The sequence below is a fragment of the Marinobacter sp. V34 genome (assembly GCF_055524115.1).
Window position 1 is genome coordinate 175,661 of the sequence record NZ_JBUPZY010000007.1, and the last position, 16,423, is coordinate 192,083.

At 56.0% G+C, this 16,423-nt stretch carries 13 protein-coding genes; 1 reads left to right on the forward strand and 12 read right to left on the reverse strand.

The window, feature by feature from the left end:
* Position 1: 1 nt before the first annotated feature.
* Entirely contained in the window at positions 2–685 is a 684-nt protein-coding gene (locus tag AC0B60_RS13220; RefSeq protein WP_465086286.1) for a GntR family transcriptional regulator, read from the reverse strand.
* 271 nt (positions 686–956) lie between these two features.
* Between AC0B60_RS13220 and AC0B60_RS13225 the strand changes: the two genes are divergently transcribed.
* Positions 957–1,886 (forward strand): GGDEF domain-containing protein, encoded by a 930-nt coding sequence (locus tag AC0B60_RS13225; RefSeq protein WP_465086287.1) that lies wholly within the window; start codon positions 957–959, stop codon positions 1,884–1,886.
* On the opposite strand, the gene rluB is transcribed toward AC0B60_RS13225, so the two are convergent.
* The 11 genes from rluB to sdhA all read right to left on the reverse strand — a co-directional run bounded on the left by rluB (position 1,887) and on the right by sdhA (position 16,423).
* Entirely contained in the window at positions 1,887–2,861 is a 975-nt protein-coding gene (gene rluB / locus AC0B60_RS13230; RefSeq protein ID WP_465086288.1) for a 23S rRNA pseudouridine(2605) synthase RluB, read from the reverse strand.
* A 36-nt stretch (positions 2,862–2,897) separates the two neighbouring features.
* Complete coding sequence (scpB, locus tag AC0B60_RS13235) at positions 2,898–3,560, reverse strand: SMC-Scp complex subunit ScpB (RefSeq protein ID WP_465086289.1); 663 nt, start codon at positions 3,558–3,560, stop codon at positions 2,898–2,900.
* Entirely contained in the window at positions 3,557–4,399 is an 843-nt protein-coding gene (locus AC0B60_RS13240; protein WP_465086290.1) for a segregation and condensation protein A, read from the reverse strand. Before AC0B60_RS13240 ends, scpB begins: the two co-directional genes overlap by 4 nt.
* A 29-nt stretch (positions 4,400–4,428) precedes the next feature.
* Positions 4,429–5,643, reverse strand: a complete 1,215-nt coding sequence (locus AC0B60_RS13245; protein WP_465086291.1) for a tryptophan--tRNA ligase — start codon at positions 5,641–5,643, stop codon at positions 4,429–4,431.
* A 179-nt stretch (positions 5,644–5,822) separates the two neighbouring features.
* Positions 5,823–6,695 (reverse strand): succinate--CoA ligase subunit alpha, encoded by an 873-nt coding sequence (gene sucD / locus AC0B60_RS13250; protein ID WP_300498378.1) that lies wholly within the window; start codon positions 6,693–6,695, stop codon positions 5,823–5,825.
* Positions 6,695–7,861, reverse strand: coding sequence for an ADP-forming succinate--CoA ligase subunit beta (gene sucC / locus AC0B60_RS13255; RefSeq protein WP_465086292.1), 1,167 nt, complete (start codon positions 7,859–7,861; stop codon positions 6,695–6,697). Before sucC ends, sucD begins: the two co-directional genes overlap by 1 nt.
* Before the next feature lie 175 nt (positions 7,862–8,036).
* On the reverse strand, positions 8,037–9,476 hold the full coding sequence (gene lpdA / locus AC0B60_RS13260) for a dihydrolipoyl dehydrogenase (protein WP_465086293.1): 1,440 nt from the start codon (positions 9,474–9,476) through the stop codon (positions 8,037–8,039).
* A 35-nt stretch (positions 9,477–9,511) separates the two neighbouring features.
* Complete coding sequence (gene odhB / locus AC0B60_RS13265; protein WP_465086294.1) at positions 9,512–10,762, reverse strand: 2-oxoglutarate dehydrogenase complex dihydrolipoyllysine-residue succinyltransferase; 1,251 nt, start codon at positions 10,760–10,762, stop codon at positions 9,512–9,514.
* Between the two features lie 25 nt (positions 10,763–10,787).
* Entirely contained in the window at positions 10,788–13,625 is a 2,838-nt protein-coding gene (locus AC0B60_RS13270) for a 2-oxoglutarate dehydrogenase E1 component (RefSeq protein ID WP_465086295.1), read from the reverse strand.
* A 307-nt stretch (positions 13,626–13,932) separates the two neighbouring features.
* The gene (locus tag AC0B60_RS13275; protein WP_465086296.1) at positions 13,933–14,637 is read right to left on the reverse strand and encodes a succinate dehydrogenase iron-sulfur subunit; all 705 of its coding nucleotides are present in this window, start codon (positions 14,635–14,637) and stop codon (positions 13,933–13,935) included.
* 13 nt (positions 14,638–14,650) lie between these two features.
* Positions 14,651–16,423, reverse strand: coding sequence for a succinate dehydrogenase flavoprotein subunit (gene sdhA, locus AC0B60_RS13280; RefSeq protein WP_465086297.1), 1,773 nt, complete (start codon positions 16,421–16,423; stop codon positions 14,651–14,653).

A 16,423-nucleotide genomic window follows, 5' to 3' on the forward strand; every position in this document is an offset into this window, starting at 1 on the left:
ATCAGGCGCTCACCTCTTCCCTGAGAATGCTCAGTACCTGTTCACGCTGGTGTTCGCCAAATTCGCAGATAGCGATTTCAAGGCCGGCAGAGTCATCACGCACAGCAGCATCCGCAAGCTGCCGGAAAAAACGCCCGGTTTCCGCCAGTTCGTCGCGGAAGTTCTCCAGGGCGACGAAATAGGTTCTGCTGATCGCAGGTCGAAAATTCTCCAGGGTTTCCTCAAGGAACGGGTTTTCCACCAGCCCATAGGCGTAACGCATTACTCCGAAACCGGCATCAATCACCTGCTCGGCAGCATCTCCGCCGGAGGAATTAAGCGCATCAATGACGGCCTGAAGCTCCCGCACCTGGCCCATAACGCCAGACAGTTCGCTGCCGGACCAGCGTTCAAGCACCTTACGCCCGAGCATGCACAGCAAATCAATGTAGATATCGTAGAGGCTATTGACCAGTTCCGGCGTCAAACGGGAAACCACGGCGCCACGGCGAGGAAAAATATCCGCCAGATGGCGGCGCTGGAGAATCAACAGTGCCTCGCGAACGGATCCACGACTGACATTCAGTTCACCGGCAACCTTAAGTTCCTGGATTCGCTCGCCCGGCCTCAGGTCGCCGGTCACAATGCGCTGCCCCAGGTGCTGGGCTATTTGTTCGGAAAGACTTTCGGGGGCCTGAAACCTCATAAAGTTGGTCGCTCACTCGCTACTGGCAGCAAAGAATAAGCGCCGAAGTTTACCACAGGCACCCGTAAGCCCAATCCCCTTGTCGGACATTTTAACGATCCGGTCATGCCGGCAAACGTATGCCGGAAATTTGACGTGCCCGTTTCCAAGGTGGCCAAAATCCTTGAATAACCCAGAACATGAATGTTATATGCAACTGTTATTACTAGTTAATTTCTTGTTGGCCCCAAATATGCTTTATAAAAGAAAATACCTTAACAGGCAGCTTTGAGTGAAACAGATTCCGTCAATCAATAAGTCCGGACCACAACCTCAGAAACTCGCAGCCCTGAGACAGGCGCACCGCGACTGGAATGAATCCCCGGATGTGCTAACAAGGCTGACCCGGAGACTGTCCACGACACTCAGTCTGGAAACACAACTGGCGATTCTGGCCGAAGAGATCGCCAGCGTGGTTCCTTACGACTGCCTGACCTATCGGCATACCATAGCATCAAGGGACTTTGTCTATGTGGCCGGTAAGGGCGGCCCCCATCGCTGTGATTATCGGCTCAACCTCGAAGGTAGCTTCTATGGCACGCTTTCTCTCAGCCGTCGACAGAAGTTCACGGAACAGGAGCTCGAAGGCATAGAGTTGATGCTTGCGGCCGCCATCTGCCCCGTTCGCAATGCCTGCCAGTTTTTTACCATCGAACAGGCGTCTCTGACGGATTGCCTGACCGGTGTTCCCAACAAGCGTGCTATGGACGAGGCACTGTCCCGTGCCAGCTGTCTTGGCGACAGGCATGGAGAGCAGTATTCACTGATTCTGTGCGATCTGGATCATTTCAAGCAGGTGAATGACCAACACGGCCATGTGGTGGGGGATCACATGCTGAAATTGGCGGCCGCCGAACTCGAAAAGGCCGTCAGGAATTCCGACAGCGTGTACCGCTTTGGTGGGGAAGAGTTCGCCATCCTGCTGGCTCATACCGACGAGGCGAACGCCCGCGAGGTTGGTGACCGTATTCGCGAATTCATCAATACCATTGTAGTGGACTGCGGCGATACCAATGTCACGGTCACAGCCAGCTGCGGCGTGGCCATGAGGCTGGCCGATGAGACTGCCGACCAGTGGCTTGCTCGCGCCGACGAGGCGCTGTACCGGGCGAAAGCCCATGGCCGTAATTGCACACGGGTATTCGCCGCTATCAGTAGCTGATCAGCGCTTTCCAGACCTGGCCGGTGGCTTGCCTGAAGATTTCCGGCCTGCCGAAGGGCCGGCACTATCAACCTGCCATCGCGCGCCACCGGATTTACGCGGCCCCGCCCCGGCCTGCTTACGACGCTTACGATCAAGGGTCTTTTGCTCAGACGGCGTTTTGGCCGGAATTTCCACAGGTTTCAAATCAACGGCTTTGCTCAGCGAATCCACGGCCTTCTGATCCAGCTCTTCCCACTTACCAACCGTCAGGCGGCTTGGCAGGAAAATTGGCCCGTAGCGTACACGCTTCAAGCGGCTGACTCTCACACCCTGAGATTCCCAAAGCCTACGCACTTCACGGTTACGGCCTTCCAGAAGCGTCACATGGAACCATTGGTTGATCCCCTTGCCCCCAGCCTCACTGATGTCCGAAAACTTCGCCATACCGTCGTCGAGCAGCACCCCCTCAGACAGTCTTTTGATCATTGCTTCATCCACTTCGCCAAAAACCCTGACCGCGTATTCGCGATCAATCTGACGTGATGGGTGCATCAAACGGTTGGCAAGCTCCCCGTCGGTGGTAAACAGCACCAGGCCGGTGGTATTGATATCCAGTCGCCCGATGGCAATCCAACGGTGATCACGAAGCCGGGGAAGGCTATCAAATACCGTCGGTCGCCCTTCCGGGTCGCGGCGTGTGGTGACCTCACCCTCCGGTTTGTTGTAGATGAGCACCCGCCTGACCACCTCGGCACCGGCCGCTATATCGAGGCGCTTGCCATCCAGCTCAATGCGATCATCGACCGTGGCTTTCTGCCCCAGTTCAACAGGTTTCCCATTGATGCTCAGGCGACCGGCCTCGATCCAGGATTCGACTTCCCGACGCGATCCCACACCAGCGCGCGCCAGTAGCTTCTGTATGCGCTCAGGGCCGGAAACGGTGGTTTCCTCCGGCTGCCGTTTTTCGGGTTTCTTGGGGCGATTGGCCGCCATGGATCTATCCTTAACGAGTGGCTGACGCCGATGGCATCAGTGAAGTGTTTGTTCTGGCGCTTTGTCGGGATCGGAGTTATCCCCATCGTCACCAGTATTCCGGGCCGGAGATTCGAACTCGATCTCGGCCTGCATGTTTTTTTCGATTTCCCGACCAATTTCTTCCAGGTCCCGGATTTCGGACAGGGGCGGCATCTGATCCAGACCTTCCAGATTGAAATAGTCCAGAAACTGTCGGGTTGTGGCATACATGGCGGGCCTACCGGGCACGTCTCGATGTCCAACTACCCTCACCCATTCCCGCTCAAGCAGCGTACGAACAATATTGCTGCTGACGGTAACCCCCCGAATGTCCTCAATTTCACTACGGGTGATGGGCTGTCGATAGGCAACCAGTGCCAACGTCTCCAACAGTGCGCGGGAGTACCTCTGAGGCTTCTCCTCAAACAGGCGCCCCACCCACGGTGCAAATTCTTCCCGCACCTGCAACCTGTAACCACTGGCAATTTTCTTCAACTCGAACCCCCGCCCTTGGCAGGACTGTTCCAACAAGACCAGTACATGCTCCATGACCTGGCGGGCCGGGCGTTCACCTTCTTCGAAAAGATCACGTAGTTGGTCAACCGATAAGGGTTTTCCGGCTGACAGTAACGCAGCTTCGGTTATGGCCTGTATTTTCCGGAGATTTTCCTCGTTCATACCGCTCTCGCCCTGACATGGATCGGGCCCAGTACCTCAGCCTGGACCACTTCGATCAATTGCTCCTTGACCAGTTCCAGGGTCGCCAGGAAACTCACCACAACCCCCAGTCGCCCCTCCTCCGGAGTGAACAGACTTTCGAACGTCACGAACTGGTCATCCCTAAGTGCCGACAATATTGCGGACATACGCTCACGAGTGGATAAACGCTCCCTTTCCACATGGTGGCTGGTAAACAGGTCTGCGCGCTTTAGCACGCCCTGCAGGGCGAATAGTATCTCCCGCAGGTCCACATCTGGATGGGGTTGACTGGAAGGCATTCGGGGCAGCGCCGCAGAGGCAACAAAGTTGTCCCGCTCAAGCCGTGGCAGATCGTCAATATCTTCGGCAGCCTGTTTGAAGCGCTCGTACTGCTGCAGCCTGCGTATCAGCTCTGCTCGAGGATCGATGTCCTCTTCGTCCTCGGATTCCTGTCTCGGCAGCAGCATCCTGGATTTTATCTCCGCCAGGGTCGCCGCCATAACCAGATACTCTGCCGCCAGCTCGAACCGCATGGCTTCAACGGCGCCAATGTAGTCCATGTACTGCTTGGTAATCTCACTGACATCGATGTCGAGAATGTCCATGTTTTGACGTCGGATCAGATACAGCAACAGATCCAACGGCCCCTCAAAGGCCTCGAGGAATACCGCCAGTGCGTCGGGGGGTATATATAAGTCACGAGGCAGGTCAACCACCGGCTTACCAGAGACACGAGCAAGCGGAGACTGCTCATCGGGCACCCCAGGCGCCTCAGCCCCCTCATCCGCCGTCGTACTGCCTGTGGTTTCCTCTGTCATGGTCTCTCCAGAGTCGTCAGCACCGGGGCTCAACGGTAGTTCAGGCCCATGGCTGTCCGAACTTCCTCAAGGGTGTCCCTCGCCGCATCCCTGGCATGCTCGCAGCCTTCTTCAATAATGGCGTGAACCAGATCCGGATTGCCTTCATATTCGCGAGCACGTTCATGCAAGGGGCGCTGCTCTTCGATAATCGAGTCGATCAGCGGTTTCTTGCATTCCAGGCAGCCAATACCCGCCGAGCGGCAGCCGGTTTGCACCCATTCCTGGGTATCCGCATCGGAATAAACCTGATGAAGCCCCCAAACTGGACACTTCTCCGGCTCGCCCGGATCGGTCCTGCGAACCCGCTGAGGATCTGTCTGCATGGTGCGGACTTTCTGGGCAACACTGTCAGGGTCTTCCCGCAAACCGATATAATTGTTATACGATTTGGACATTTTCTGGCCGTCCAGGCCAGGCATTTTCGAGTCTGGCGTCAGTAGCGGCTGAGGTTCAGGCAAAATCACCTTGCCGCCACCTTCGATATAGCCGTACAGCCGCTCACGGTCGCCCAGGGAGATGTTCTGTTGCTCTTTGAGCAAAGCCCTCGCCGTTTCCAGGGCTTCCATATCACCCTCTTCCTGGTACCGTTTTTTCAACGTGCGGTAGAGCTTGGCATTTTTCTTACCCATCTTGACGATGGCACCCTCTGCCTGCTCTTCAAAACCAGGCTCGCGGCCGTAGATATGATTGAAGCGGCGGGCAACCTCCCGGGTGATCTCGACATGGGATACCTGATCCGCGCCTACGGGAACCCGCCCTGCGCGATACATGAGAATATCCGCGCTTTGCAGCAACGGATAGCCCAGAAAGCCATAGGTGGCCAGGTCCTTTTCCCGGAGTTTTTCCTGCTGGTCTTTATACGTAGGTACACGCTCAAGCCAGCCCAGAGGGGTAATCATCGACAACAGCAGATGCAGTTCTGCGTGTTCCGGTACCTTGGACTGGATAAACATCGTTGAGGACCCGGGATTGACACCTGCCGCGAGCCAGTCGATCACCATATCCCAGACGCTGTCCTCAATGCCGCTGGGGTCATCATAGTTGGTGGTCAGCGCGTGCCAGTCGGCAACGAAGAAGAAGCATTCGAATTCATGCTGGAGTTTGACCCAGTTCTTCAGAACACCATGATAATGGCCGAGGTGCAACTTGCCGGTGGGACGCATGCCGGACAAAATCCGTTGCTGGGAATCGACAGAACTCAAAGCATGAACTCCTTTTATTTATAGGGAACAGCCATCATATTGCAGGCTGACCGGGCATTATAGTCTTATGTGTGGCCCGCGTTAAGAAGGCATTGAAAAACCTTCGCTGGCGCCAGAAAACAAAAAGCCCCCGGCAGTCCGCAAGGCAGACCCGGGGGCTTTCATTCACCGGCGGTATTTTACCAGCCAGTCACTTCCTTCAGTGCCTTGCCGATTTCGGCCAGGCTACGCACGGTTTTGACACCCGCGTCGTTCAGAGCGGCGAATTTTTCATCCGCCGTGCCCTTACCACCGGAGATGATCGCACCGGCGTGGCCCATACGCTTGCCAGGAGGCGCCGTTACACCTGCGATGTAGGACACCACCGGCTTGCTGACGTTTTCCTTGATGAACGCAGCGGCTTCTTCCTCAGCGGTTCCGCCGATTTCGCCGATCATCACGATGGCTTCTGTCTGCGGATCGTCCTGCAGCAACTGCAGGATATCGATGAAGTTGGAGCCCGGAATCGGGTCACCACCGATGCCGACACAGGTGGACTGACCATAACCGAAGTCGGTGGTTTGCTTGACCGCTTCATACGTCAGGGTACCTGAGCGGGACACGATGCCCACCTTGCCCGGCTTGTGGATGTGGCCCGGCATGATACCGATCTTGCTCTCACCTGGCGTGATCACACCCGGGCAGTTCGGCCCGATCATGCGAACACCCTTGCGATCTACGTACTCTTTTGCGTAGAGCATGTCGATGGTCGGGATGCCTTCGGTGATGCAGACGATCAGCTGGATACCAGCGTCAGCCGCTTCAACAATGGCGTCTTTACAGAACGGCGCAGGAACGTAGATAACAGTAGCTTCGGCGCCCGTCTTCTCGACCGCTTCACGCACGGTGTTGAACACCGGCAGACCCAAGTGTTCAGTGCCGCCCTTACCGGGGCTTACGCCACCAACCATTTTTGTACCGTACTCAATGGCTTGTTCAGAATGGAACGTGCCCTGTGCGCCGGTAAAGCCCTGGCAGATAACCTTGGTGTCTTTGCTAATCAGGATGCTCATTATTTACCCCCCGCGGCTTTAACGACTTGCTCTGCCGCATTCGACAGACTGGTGGCGGCAATGATGTTCAGGCCACTGTCAGCGAGTACTTTAGTGCCCTTCTCGGCGTTGTTACCTTCCAGACGCACAACCACAGGAACCTTGACGCCGACATCTTTTACGGCGCCGATGATGCCCTCGGCAATCATGTCACAGCGAACAATGCCGCCGAAGATGTTGACCAGTACCGCTTTCACGTTGTCGTCAGACAGGATGATTTTGAACGCTTCGGAAACACGTTCTTTGGTAGCACCGCCGCCAACGTCCAGGAAGTTCGCAGGCTGGCCGCCGGACAGCTTGATGATGTCCATGGTACCCATGGCCAACCCAGCGCCGTTAACCATGCAGCCGATGTTGCCGTCCAGCGCCACGTAGTTGAGTTCCCACTTGGCAGCTTCCGCTTCCCGGGAATCTTCCTGGGAGGGATCGTGCATCTCATGGATTGTCTTCTGGCGATACAGTGCGTTGCCGTCTACGCCAATCTTTGCGTCCAGACAGTGCAGGTCACCGGCCGGCGTGATCACCAGCGGGTTGATTTCCAGCAGCGCCAGGTCCCGGTCTTCAAACAGCTTCGCCAGACCCATGAAGATCTTGGTGAACTGACCGATCTGCTTGCCTTCGAGGCCCAATTTGAAAGCGAGCTCCCGGCCTTGGTATGGCTGTGCGCCAACCAGCGGATCAACTTCGGCTTTCAGGATCTTCTCCGGCGTTTCTTCGGCAACCTGTTCGATCTCAACACCGCCTTCGGTGGAGGCCATGAACACGATACGGCGGGTACCACGATCAACAACCGCACCCAGGTAGAGTTCCTGGTCAATATCGGTAAGGGACTCAACAAGAATCTTGCTCACCGGCTGGCCATTCTCGTCGGTCTGGTAGGTCACGAGGTTCTTGCCAAGCCAGTTTTCAGCGAAGGCGCGGATCTCGTCCTTGCTCTTGACCAGCTTTACACCGCCAGCTTTACCGCGGCCGCCAGCGTGAACCTGGGCCTTAACAACCCAGGCATCGCCGCCGATTTCGTCAGCAGCAGCGACTGCGTCTTTGGGGGTATCGCAGGCAATGCCCTTGGATACTGGCAGGCCATATTCAGCGAAAAGCTGTTTGCCCTGATATTCATGCAAATTCATAGTTAATGTCCCGCTTTCTGATGGAGGATAACCACATACGGAAATTGAACTCGCTCTGTGCGAATTCGGTTCGATGCGCCGGGGATCACCTCAGCGCATCCTTAACGCGACCGAAAACCAGCCGTTTTAATAGCAGCGGGGCGCCGTCATTGGCGCCCCGGTTTCCTGGCTCGCGTTACTTCTTTTTGCGACGGTTGGCGATATGAATCGCTCCGCCCGCAACGCCCAAAGCTGCTTCATGCACGGACTCGGACAGAGTCGGGTGTGCAAAGCAGGTCAGGGCGAGATCTTCGGCACTGGAACCGAACTCCATGGCGATCACGCCCTGAGCTACGATTTCAGAGGCCTGGGGACCCACCACATGGAAGCCGACAATTCGGTCGGTTTTCGCGTCGGCGATGATCTTGACCATGCCGGAAGCCGCATTCGCAGCCATGGCGCGACCATTGGCGGCAAACGGGAAAGTACCCACATTGCACTCTTCACCTTCGGCTTTCATCTCCTGCTCGGTCTTACCCACCCAGGCAATCTCCGGAGAGGTGTAGATCACATTCGGGATGCAATCATAGTTGACCTGAGGCTTGTGCCCGGCAATGCGCTCGGCAACCATAACGCCTTCTTCGGATGCCTTGTGGGCCAGCATCGGACCACGGACCACGTCACCAACTGCCCAGACACCGGGCGCTTCGGTTTTACAGTTGTCATCCACGAAGATGAAACCGCGTTCGTCCATCTGTACACCGGAGTCTTCAGACAGCAGGTTATCGGTATACGGGCGACGGCCAACGGCAACAATCAACTTGTCGAACTTGGCTTCCTGCTTTCCCTTCGAATCCTCATAGGTCACGTTAACCAGTTTACGCTTGACTTCCGCACCGGTCATACGTGCGCCCAGCACAATGTTAAGGCCCTGTTTCTGGAACTGTTTCAGCGCATCCTTGGCAACCTGCTGGTCAACAACTGGCAAGAAGGTATCAACAGCTTCAAGTACCGTCACCTCTGCACCCAGGCGGGCCCAGACACTGCCGAGCTCCAGACCAATGACGCCGGCACCGATAACACCAACACGCTTGGGAACCTCAGTGAATTCCAGCGCACCCTCAGAATCAACAATGTACTTGCCGTCAAAAGGTGCGGGCGGGATCTGGATCGGCTTGGAACCAGTCGCGATAATGACGTTCTCCGCCTCGTAGGTTTTGGTCTTGCCGTCCTTATCAGTGACTTCCACATTGCGGTTGGCCAAAAGCTTCCCGTGGCCATAGATCGGTGTAACGCCGTTGGACTTGAACAGGCCACCGATACCACCGGTTAGCTGGTCTACGATGCCTTCCTTGCGCTTCATCATTTTGGCGATGTCGAAGCCGACTTCCTTGGCGATAATGCCCTGCTCGGCAAAATCGTGGCTGGCTTCCTCATACTTGTGGGAAATCTCCAGCAACGCCTTGGAAGGAATACAGCCCACATTCAGGCAGGTACCGCCAAGCCGGTTTTTGCCTTCTTTGTCGGTCCAGGACTCGATGCACGCGGTTTTCAGGCCCAGCTGAGCCGCTTTGATGGCGGCAACATAGCCGCCCGGGCCAGCGCCAATGACGATTACGTCGTACTTGTCAGACATGTTTTATCCCGTTATCCAATTCGTTAAGTGTCAGCTCAGACGTCCAGCAGAATACGCGCCGGGTCTTCAAGCATTTCCTTGATAGCCACCAGGAACTGCACTGCTTCCTTGCCATCGATCATGCGGTGGTCGTAGGAAAGCGCCAGATACATCATCGGCTGAATCTCGACCTTGCCGTTCACCGCCATCGGACGCTCCTGGATCTTGTGCATGCCCAGGATGGCCGTCTGTGGCGGGTTGAGGATCGGCGTGGATATCAGTGAACCGAAGATACCACCGTTGGTGATGGTAAAGGTGCCACCGGTCATATCCTCGATACCGAGCTTGCCGTCTTTGGCCTTGGTTCCGTACTCGACGATCTTCTTCTCAATGCCGGCCAGACCGAGCGCGTCAGTGTCACGAACTACAGGCACAACCAGGCCACGGTCGCTTGATACCGCAATCCCGATATCCTGGTAACCATGGTAAACCATGTCGTTACCATCGATGGAGGCGTTGACCGCCGGGAAACGCTTCAAGGCTTCAGTAGCGGCTTTGGTGAAGAACGACATGAAACCGAGCTTGACTCCATGACGCTTCTCAAAGCTTTCCTTGTATTGTTTGCGCAGCTCCATCACCGGCCCCATGTTCACTTCGTTGAACGTAGTGAGCATGGCAGCGGTCTGCTGGGCGTTGACCAGTCGCTTGGCGATGCTGGCACGCAGACGCGTCATGGGAACGCGTTTCTCAGGGCGCTCACCGGAACCAACATCGACCTGGGGCATATCGCCAGCTGGCTTTGAAGTCGGAGCTTCAGAAGATCCTGAAGACTTTCCAGTATCTCCATGATTCTGAACATCTTCCTTGGTAACACGGCCGTCTTTCCCGGTCCCTTTCACGGCACCCGGATCGATGCCTTTCTCCTCCGCCAGCTTACGGGCCGCCGGGCTGAGAATGGCTTCACCAGAGGACTTGGCAGGTGTTTCAGAGGACGTTTCCGAAGCCGCTTCCGGCTTACTTTCCTCTTTTTTGCTGTCGTCCTTGGCTGCAGGCTTGGATTCACCAGCCGCGCCTTCCTTGAACTTACCTACAACTTCACCGCTTTCCACGGTGTCGCCTTCGCCCTTGAGTACTTCCTCGATAACACCATCCGCCGGAGCTACCACCTCGAGTACGACTTTGTCGGTTTCAATGTCGACAATCAGTTCGTCACGTGAACAGGCTTCGCCAGGCTGCTTGTGCCAGGTCGCGACTGTTCCTTCTGCGACCGACTCTGGGAATACGGGGGCTTTTATTTCAGTTGACATCTCGGATCCTTAGTTCGGTAGCTCGTCAGATTTCAAACGCGTCGTTAACCAGTTTTTTCTGCTCTTCAATGTGAACCGACATATGGCCACAGGCCGGCGCAGCGGAGGCGTCCCGACCGGCATACTGAAGATACAGCTTGGGATTATGGCGATACAGCGCATTACGCATGTGATGCTGGCTACAGTACCAGGCCCCCTGGTTCATGGGCTCTTCCTGGCACCAGACCACGTGCTTGAGCTTGCTGTGCTGGCTCAGGAGTTCGTCCAGATCATCTCCCGGGAACGGATACAGCTGTTCAATACGAACAATCGCAACATCGTTCCGCTCGTCCGCTTTTTTGCGCTCCAACAGGTCAAAATAAACCTTGCCGCTGCACAGAATCAGACGGGTCACTTTCTTCGGATCTGAGGGTTCTTTCTCGGGCAGAACCGTCTTGAAAGTACCCGATGTCAGATCGTCCAGATCCGAGGTAGCTTCCTTGTGCCGCAACAGGCTTTTTGGCGTAATCGCAACCAACGGTTTACGCAGCGGACGCTTGACCTGACGACGCAGCATATGGAACACCTGGGATGGCGTGGTCGGCACGCAGACCTGGATGTTGTGCTCCGCGGACAACTGCAGGAAACGCTCCAGCCGTGCAGAACTGTGTTCCGGGCCCTGGCCTTCGTAGCCGTGTGGCAAAAGCAGAGTAAGGCCACATAGGCGCCCCCACTTGTGTTCACCGCTGGTCAGGAACTGGTCAATCACCACTTGAGCGCCGTTGGCGAAATCACCAAACTGGGCTTCCCAGACCACAAGGCCATTAGGTGCCGTGGTGGAATAACCATACTCGAATGCCATCACTGCCTCTTCTGAGAGCAGTGAGTCGTAGATTTCAAACTTCGGCTGGTTCTCGGCAATGTGCTCCAGGGCAATATGGTGGGCGCCGTCCTTCTGGTTGTGCAGCACCGCGTGACGGTGAGAGAAGGTGCCCCGACCAACGTCCTGGCCGGTAATCCGGATGGGATGCCCTTCGTTTATCAGCGTGGCGTAGGCCATCACTTCACCGTAGCCCCAGTTAATCGGTAGCGCGCCGGCGGTCATTTTCTCCCGATCGCTGACAATCTTGGACACCTGGCGCTGGACACTAAAGCCTTCCGGTACGTGAGTCAGTTTCTTGCCCAGCTTCTGGATAGTCTTGAGGGCAACACTGGATTTGCACTTTGCCGTCCACTCATGACCCAGATACGGCGTCCAGTCGACATACAGATCCTTGTTGGGCTCCTTGACCAGGGACTTGACCACGTGGTCACCCTTATCCAGCTCGTCCCGGTAATCCAGTTCGATCTGCTTGGCCTCTTCCTCACCGATTACGCCGTCCGCAACCAGCTTTTCCGCATAGAGGTTGCGGGTGGTTGTCAGCTTGCGAATCTTTTCGTACATCACCGGTTGTGTTGCCGCCGGCTCATCCGCTTCGTTGTGGCCACGGCGGCGATAGCACACAAGGTCAATCACTACGTCGTTCTTGAACTCATGGCGGTAATCCATGGCCATCTGGGTCACGAACATGACCGCCTCGGGATCGTCCGCATTCACGTGCAGGATCGGGGCCTGGATCATCTTGGCCACGTCAGTGCAGTATTCTGTGGAGCGGGCGTCTTCCTGTTTGCTGGTAGTGAAACCAACCTGGTTGTTAATGACGATGTGAATGGTACCGCCAACCCCATAGCCCCGGGTCTGGGACATCTGGAAGGTTTCCATGACCACACCCTGCCCGGCAAACGCTGCGTCACCGTGCATGATGATGGGTACGCACTGAGTACCATTAGGGTCATTGCGACGGGTCTGGCGGGCACGGACAGAGCCCTCAACCACCGGAGACACGATCTCCAGGTGCGACGGGTTGAACGCCAGTGCAAGGTGAATTTCGCCACCTTCGGTCATCACGTTGGAAGAAAAACCCTGGTGGTATTTGACGTCACCAGAACCGGAATCCGCGAGCTTCTTGCCCTCGAACTCATCAAACAGTTCTTTCGGGTTCTTGCCCAGGGTATTCACCAGAACATTCAGGCGCCCACGGTGTGCCATACCCAGTACAATTTCCTTGGCGCCATAACTACCAGCTCTCTGAATGAGCTCATCAAGGCAGGGGATCAGGCTCTCGGCGCCTTCAAGACCAAACCGTTTGACGCCCGGGTAGCGGGAACCCAAATACTTTTCCAGGCCCTCGGCTGCGGTCAGTCGCTCCAGCAAATGCTTGCGGGTGGCGGCTTCGTAATTGGGACGAGAACGAACCGGCTCCATACGTTGCTGGAACCAGCGCTTGATGCGGGTGTCCACAACGTGCATGTATTCGGCACCAATGCTCTCACAATAAGTCTGGCGCAGGCCTTCCACGATGTCCCGGAGCTTCATCGTCTCCGAGCCAAGGTTCAGTGAACCGGTCTGAAATTCGAGATCGTTATCCGCTTCCGAGAGTTCATGAAATGAAGGATCGAGGTCTTCAACCTGTGGGCGATTCCAGACTCCGAGCGGGTCCAGCTTCGCTTCCTGATGGCCACGAAAACGGAAAGCGTTGATCAACTGGAGAACACGGATCTGTTTTTTGTCCGCATCAACCGTAGCACTGGCAGGTACGCCGTTACTGGCAAGAAAACGCTGGTTGCGGGAGATGTGCTCAAATTGCTGGCGGATGGACGAATGGTCTATATCGCGGCCTTTATAGCCATCCACGCTGGGAAGTTTATCGAAATAGCTGCGCCATTCTTCGGGAACGGCATTGGGGTCTGTCAGGTAGGTTTCGAAAAGCTGTTCAACATAGGCGAGATTCCCCCCTTGTAGGTGGGAAGTCTGCCACAACTGCTCCATTATGCTTTCGTGCATTTTGAATAGCTCACCTTGGGCTGGTGCGGGGAGCTGGCTATGGTCGGCCAGGGGTATATCTGAGTCAATACGGGTTTTTACGGGATCGACTGTGGCCACCACATCCAACAAGGATGTTTTCCGTTCCCCGGTGGTTATTATACTCAGCAAACCGTTAGGAGCCTTTTAAGCTCCCGTCACGGCCTGCGTAGTGTGCACCCTGCTAAGACTTTTGACTATAAGCCTTTGGTTGAAGGGCCCGCATCGTTGCGGGCCCTTCCGGGTGCGAGCCTTGTCAGCACAGTATAGCGTTTGTTTCAGATTCTGCTTACGTAGCCCGCTGGAGCAGAAGGTTCCGAATGTGGCCGATCGCCCGTGTTGGGTTGAGGCCTTTTGGACAAACGCTGACACAGTTCATGATGCCCCGACAGCGGAATACGCTGAACGGATCATCCAGATTGGCAAGACGCTCCTCCTGCGCGGTATCCCGGCTATCTGCCAGGAACCGGTAGGCTTGCAGCAATCCAGCCGGGCCAACGAACTTGTCCGGATTCCACCAGAAGGAGGGGCAAGCCGTGGAACAGCAGGCACAGAGAATACACTCGTACAGGCCGTCCAGCTTTTCCCGGTCTTCCGGTGACTGGTAACGCTCAATGGCAGGTGCCGGATTGTCGTTGACCAGATACGGCATGACCTGCTCGTACTGCTTGTAGAACAGACTCATATCCACTACCAGATCACGAATCACAGGCAGGCCCGGCAGCGGACGAACAACCAGCTTGTTGTTCTTTAGAACTTCCGACAGCGGCGTGATACAGGCAAGGCCGTTCTTGCCATTCATGTTCATGCCATCCGACCCACACACACCTTCCCGACAGGAACGGCGATAGGCCATTGAGGGGTCTTGCTCCTTGACCAGGTTCAGAACATCCAGAACCATCAGGTCCTTTCCTTCCGGGATATCCAGTTCAACGTCCTGCATGTAGGGTGCGTTGTCGGTTTCCGGGTTGTAACGGTACAGGCTTACTAACATTGCTCAGTCCCCCTTAGTAAGTCCGGATCTTCGGCTGGAATGTATCCACCGTTTTCGGAGCGAAGTTTACATCACGCTTTCCAACACGCTTGTCCAGCGGGAAGTACAGCGAATGCTTCAGCCAGTTTTCATCATCTCGCTCGGCAAAGTCATTACGGGCATGAGCACCGCGGCTTTCCTTCCGCTCGTAGGCTGAAACAGCCGTTGCAAGGGCAACCTCGTAAAGATTATCCAGCTCAAGGGCTTCGATACGTGCGGTGTTAAACGCATTGCTGGTGTCCGCGAGCTTGGTATTGCGCACGCGCTTACCAATAGCCTCCAGCTTTTCAAGACCTTCTTCCATGCTCTTGCCGTCACGGAACACACCGAAGTAAAGCTGCATGCAGTTCTGCAGATCCTTGCGGACATCGGCAACGCTCTCGCCTTCCGAGGCGCTATTCAGGCGGTCAAGGCGTGCCATAGCGTTCTTGATATCTTCGTCACTGGCGCCATCCACTTCAAAGCCGCCACGAAGCTGCTCTTCAATGTGCAAGCCAGCAGCACGGCCGAAGACGACCAGATCCAGCAGGGAGTTACCGCCAAGACGGTTGGCACCATGAACGGACACACAAGCTGCTTCACCGCAGGCAAACAACCCGGGAATAGGCGTGTCGTTGCCGTTTTCATCCTGAGTCAGGGCCTGACCACCTACGTTGGTGGGAATCCCGCCCATCATGTAGTGACAGGTCGGCACAACCGGAACAGGTTCTTTAACCGGGTCCACATGCGCAAAGGTACGTGAAAGCTCACAAATACCCGGCAAACGCAGGTTCAGCGTTTCTTCGCCAAGGTGATCCAGCTTCAACAGCACGTGATCCTTGTCTGGACCGCAGCCGCGACCCTCCAGGATCTCAATCACCATGGAGCGGGCAACCACGTCACGACCAGCCAGATCTTTGGCGTTCGGAGCGTAACGCTCCATGAAACGCTCACCCTCGGCATTGATCAGGTAACCGCCCTCACCCCGACAACCTTCTGTCACCAGAGTTCCGGCGCCATGGATGCCTGTGGGGTGGAACTGCCACATTTCCATGTCCTGCATTGGGAAACCGGCACGAAGCGCCATGCCAATACCGTCACCGGTGTTGATCAGTGCGTTGGTGGTTGAGGAGTAGATGCGCCCTGCACCGCCAGTCGCCAGAACCGTCGCCTTGGACTTGATGTAAGCGACTTCACCGGTCTCGATTTCGATGGCAACAACACCGACCACTTCGTTTTGACTGTTCTTGACCAAATCAACGGCGTACCACTCGTTCAGGAAAGTGGTTCCGCCCTTGAGGTTCGCCTGATAGAGCGTGTGCAGGAGTGCGTGCCCGGTACGGTCAGCAGCGGCACAGGTACGTGCCGCCTGAGCGGGATTATCCGGCCCTTTCGACTGGCCACCAAACGGACGCTGGTAGATACGACCCTGCTCGGTACGAGAGAACGGCAGCCCCATGTGCTCTAGCTCGAACACAGCCTGCGGCCCAACCGAACACATATACTCGATCGCATCCTGGTCACCGATGTAGTCGGACCCCTTGACGGTGTCATACATGTGCCAGCGCCAGTCATCATCGGGGTCGGCACTGGCGATCGCGCAGGTAATACCGCCCTGTGCAGATACGGTGTGGGAACGGGTAGGAAATACCTTGGTGATACATGCGGTATTGACGCCGGATTCTGTCAACTGAAGGGCGGCACGCATACCGGCACCACCGCCACCGATAACAATCGCGTCATAAGACATGGTCTTGATATTAGCCAT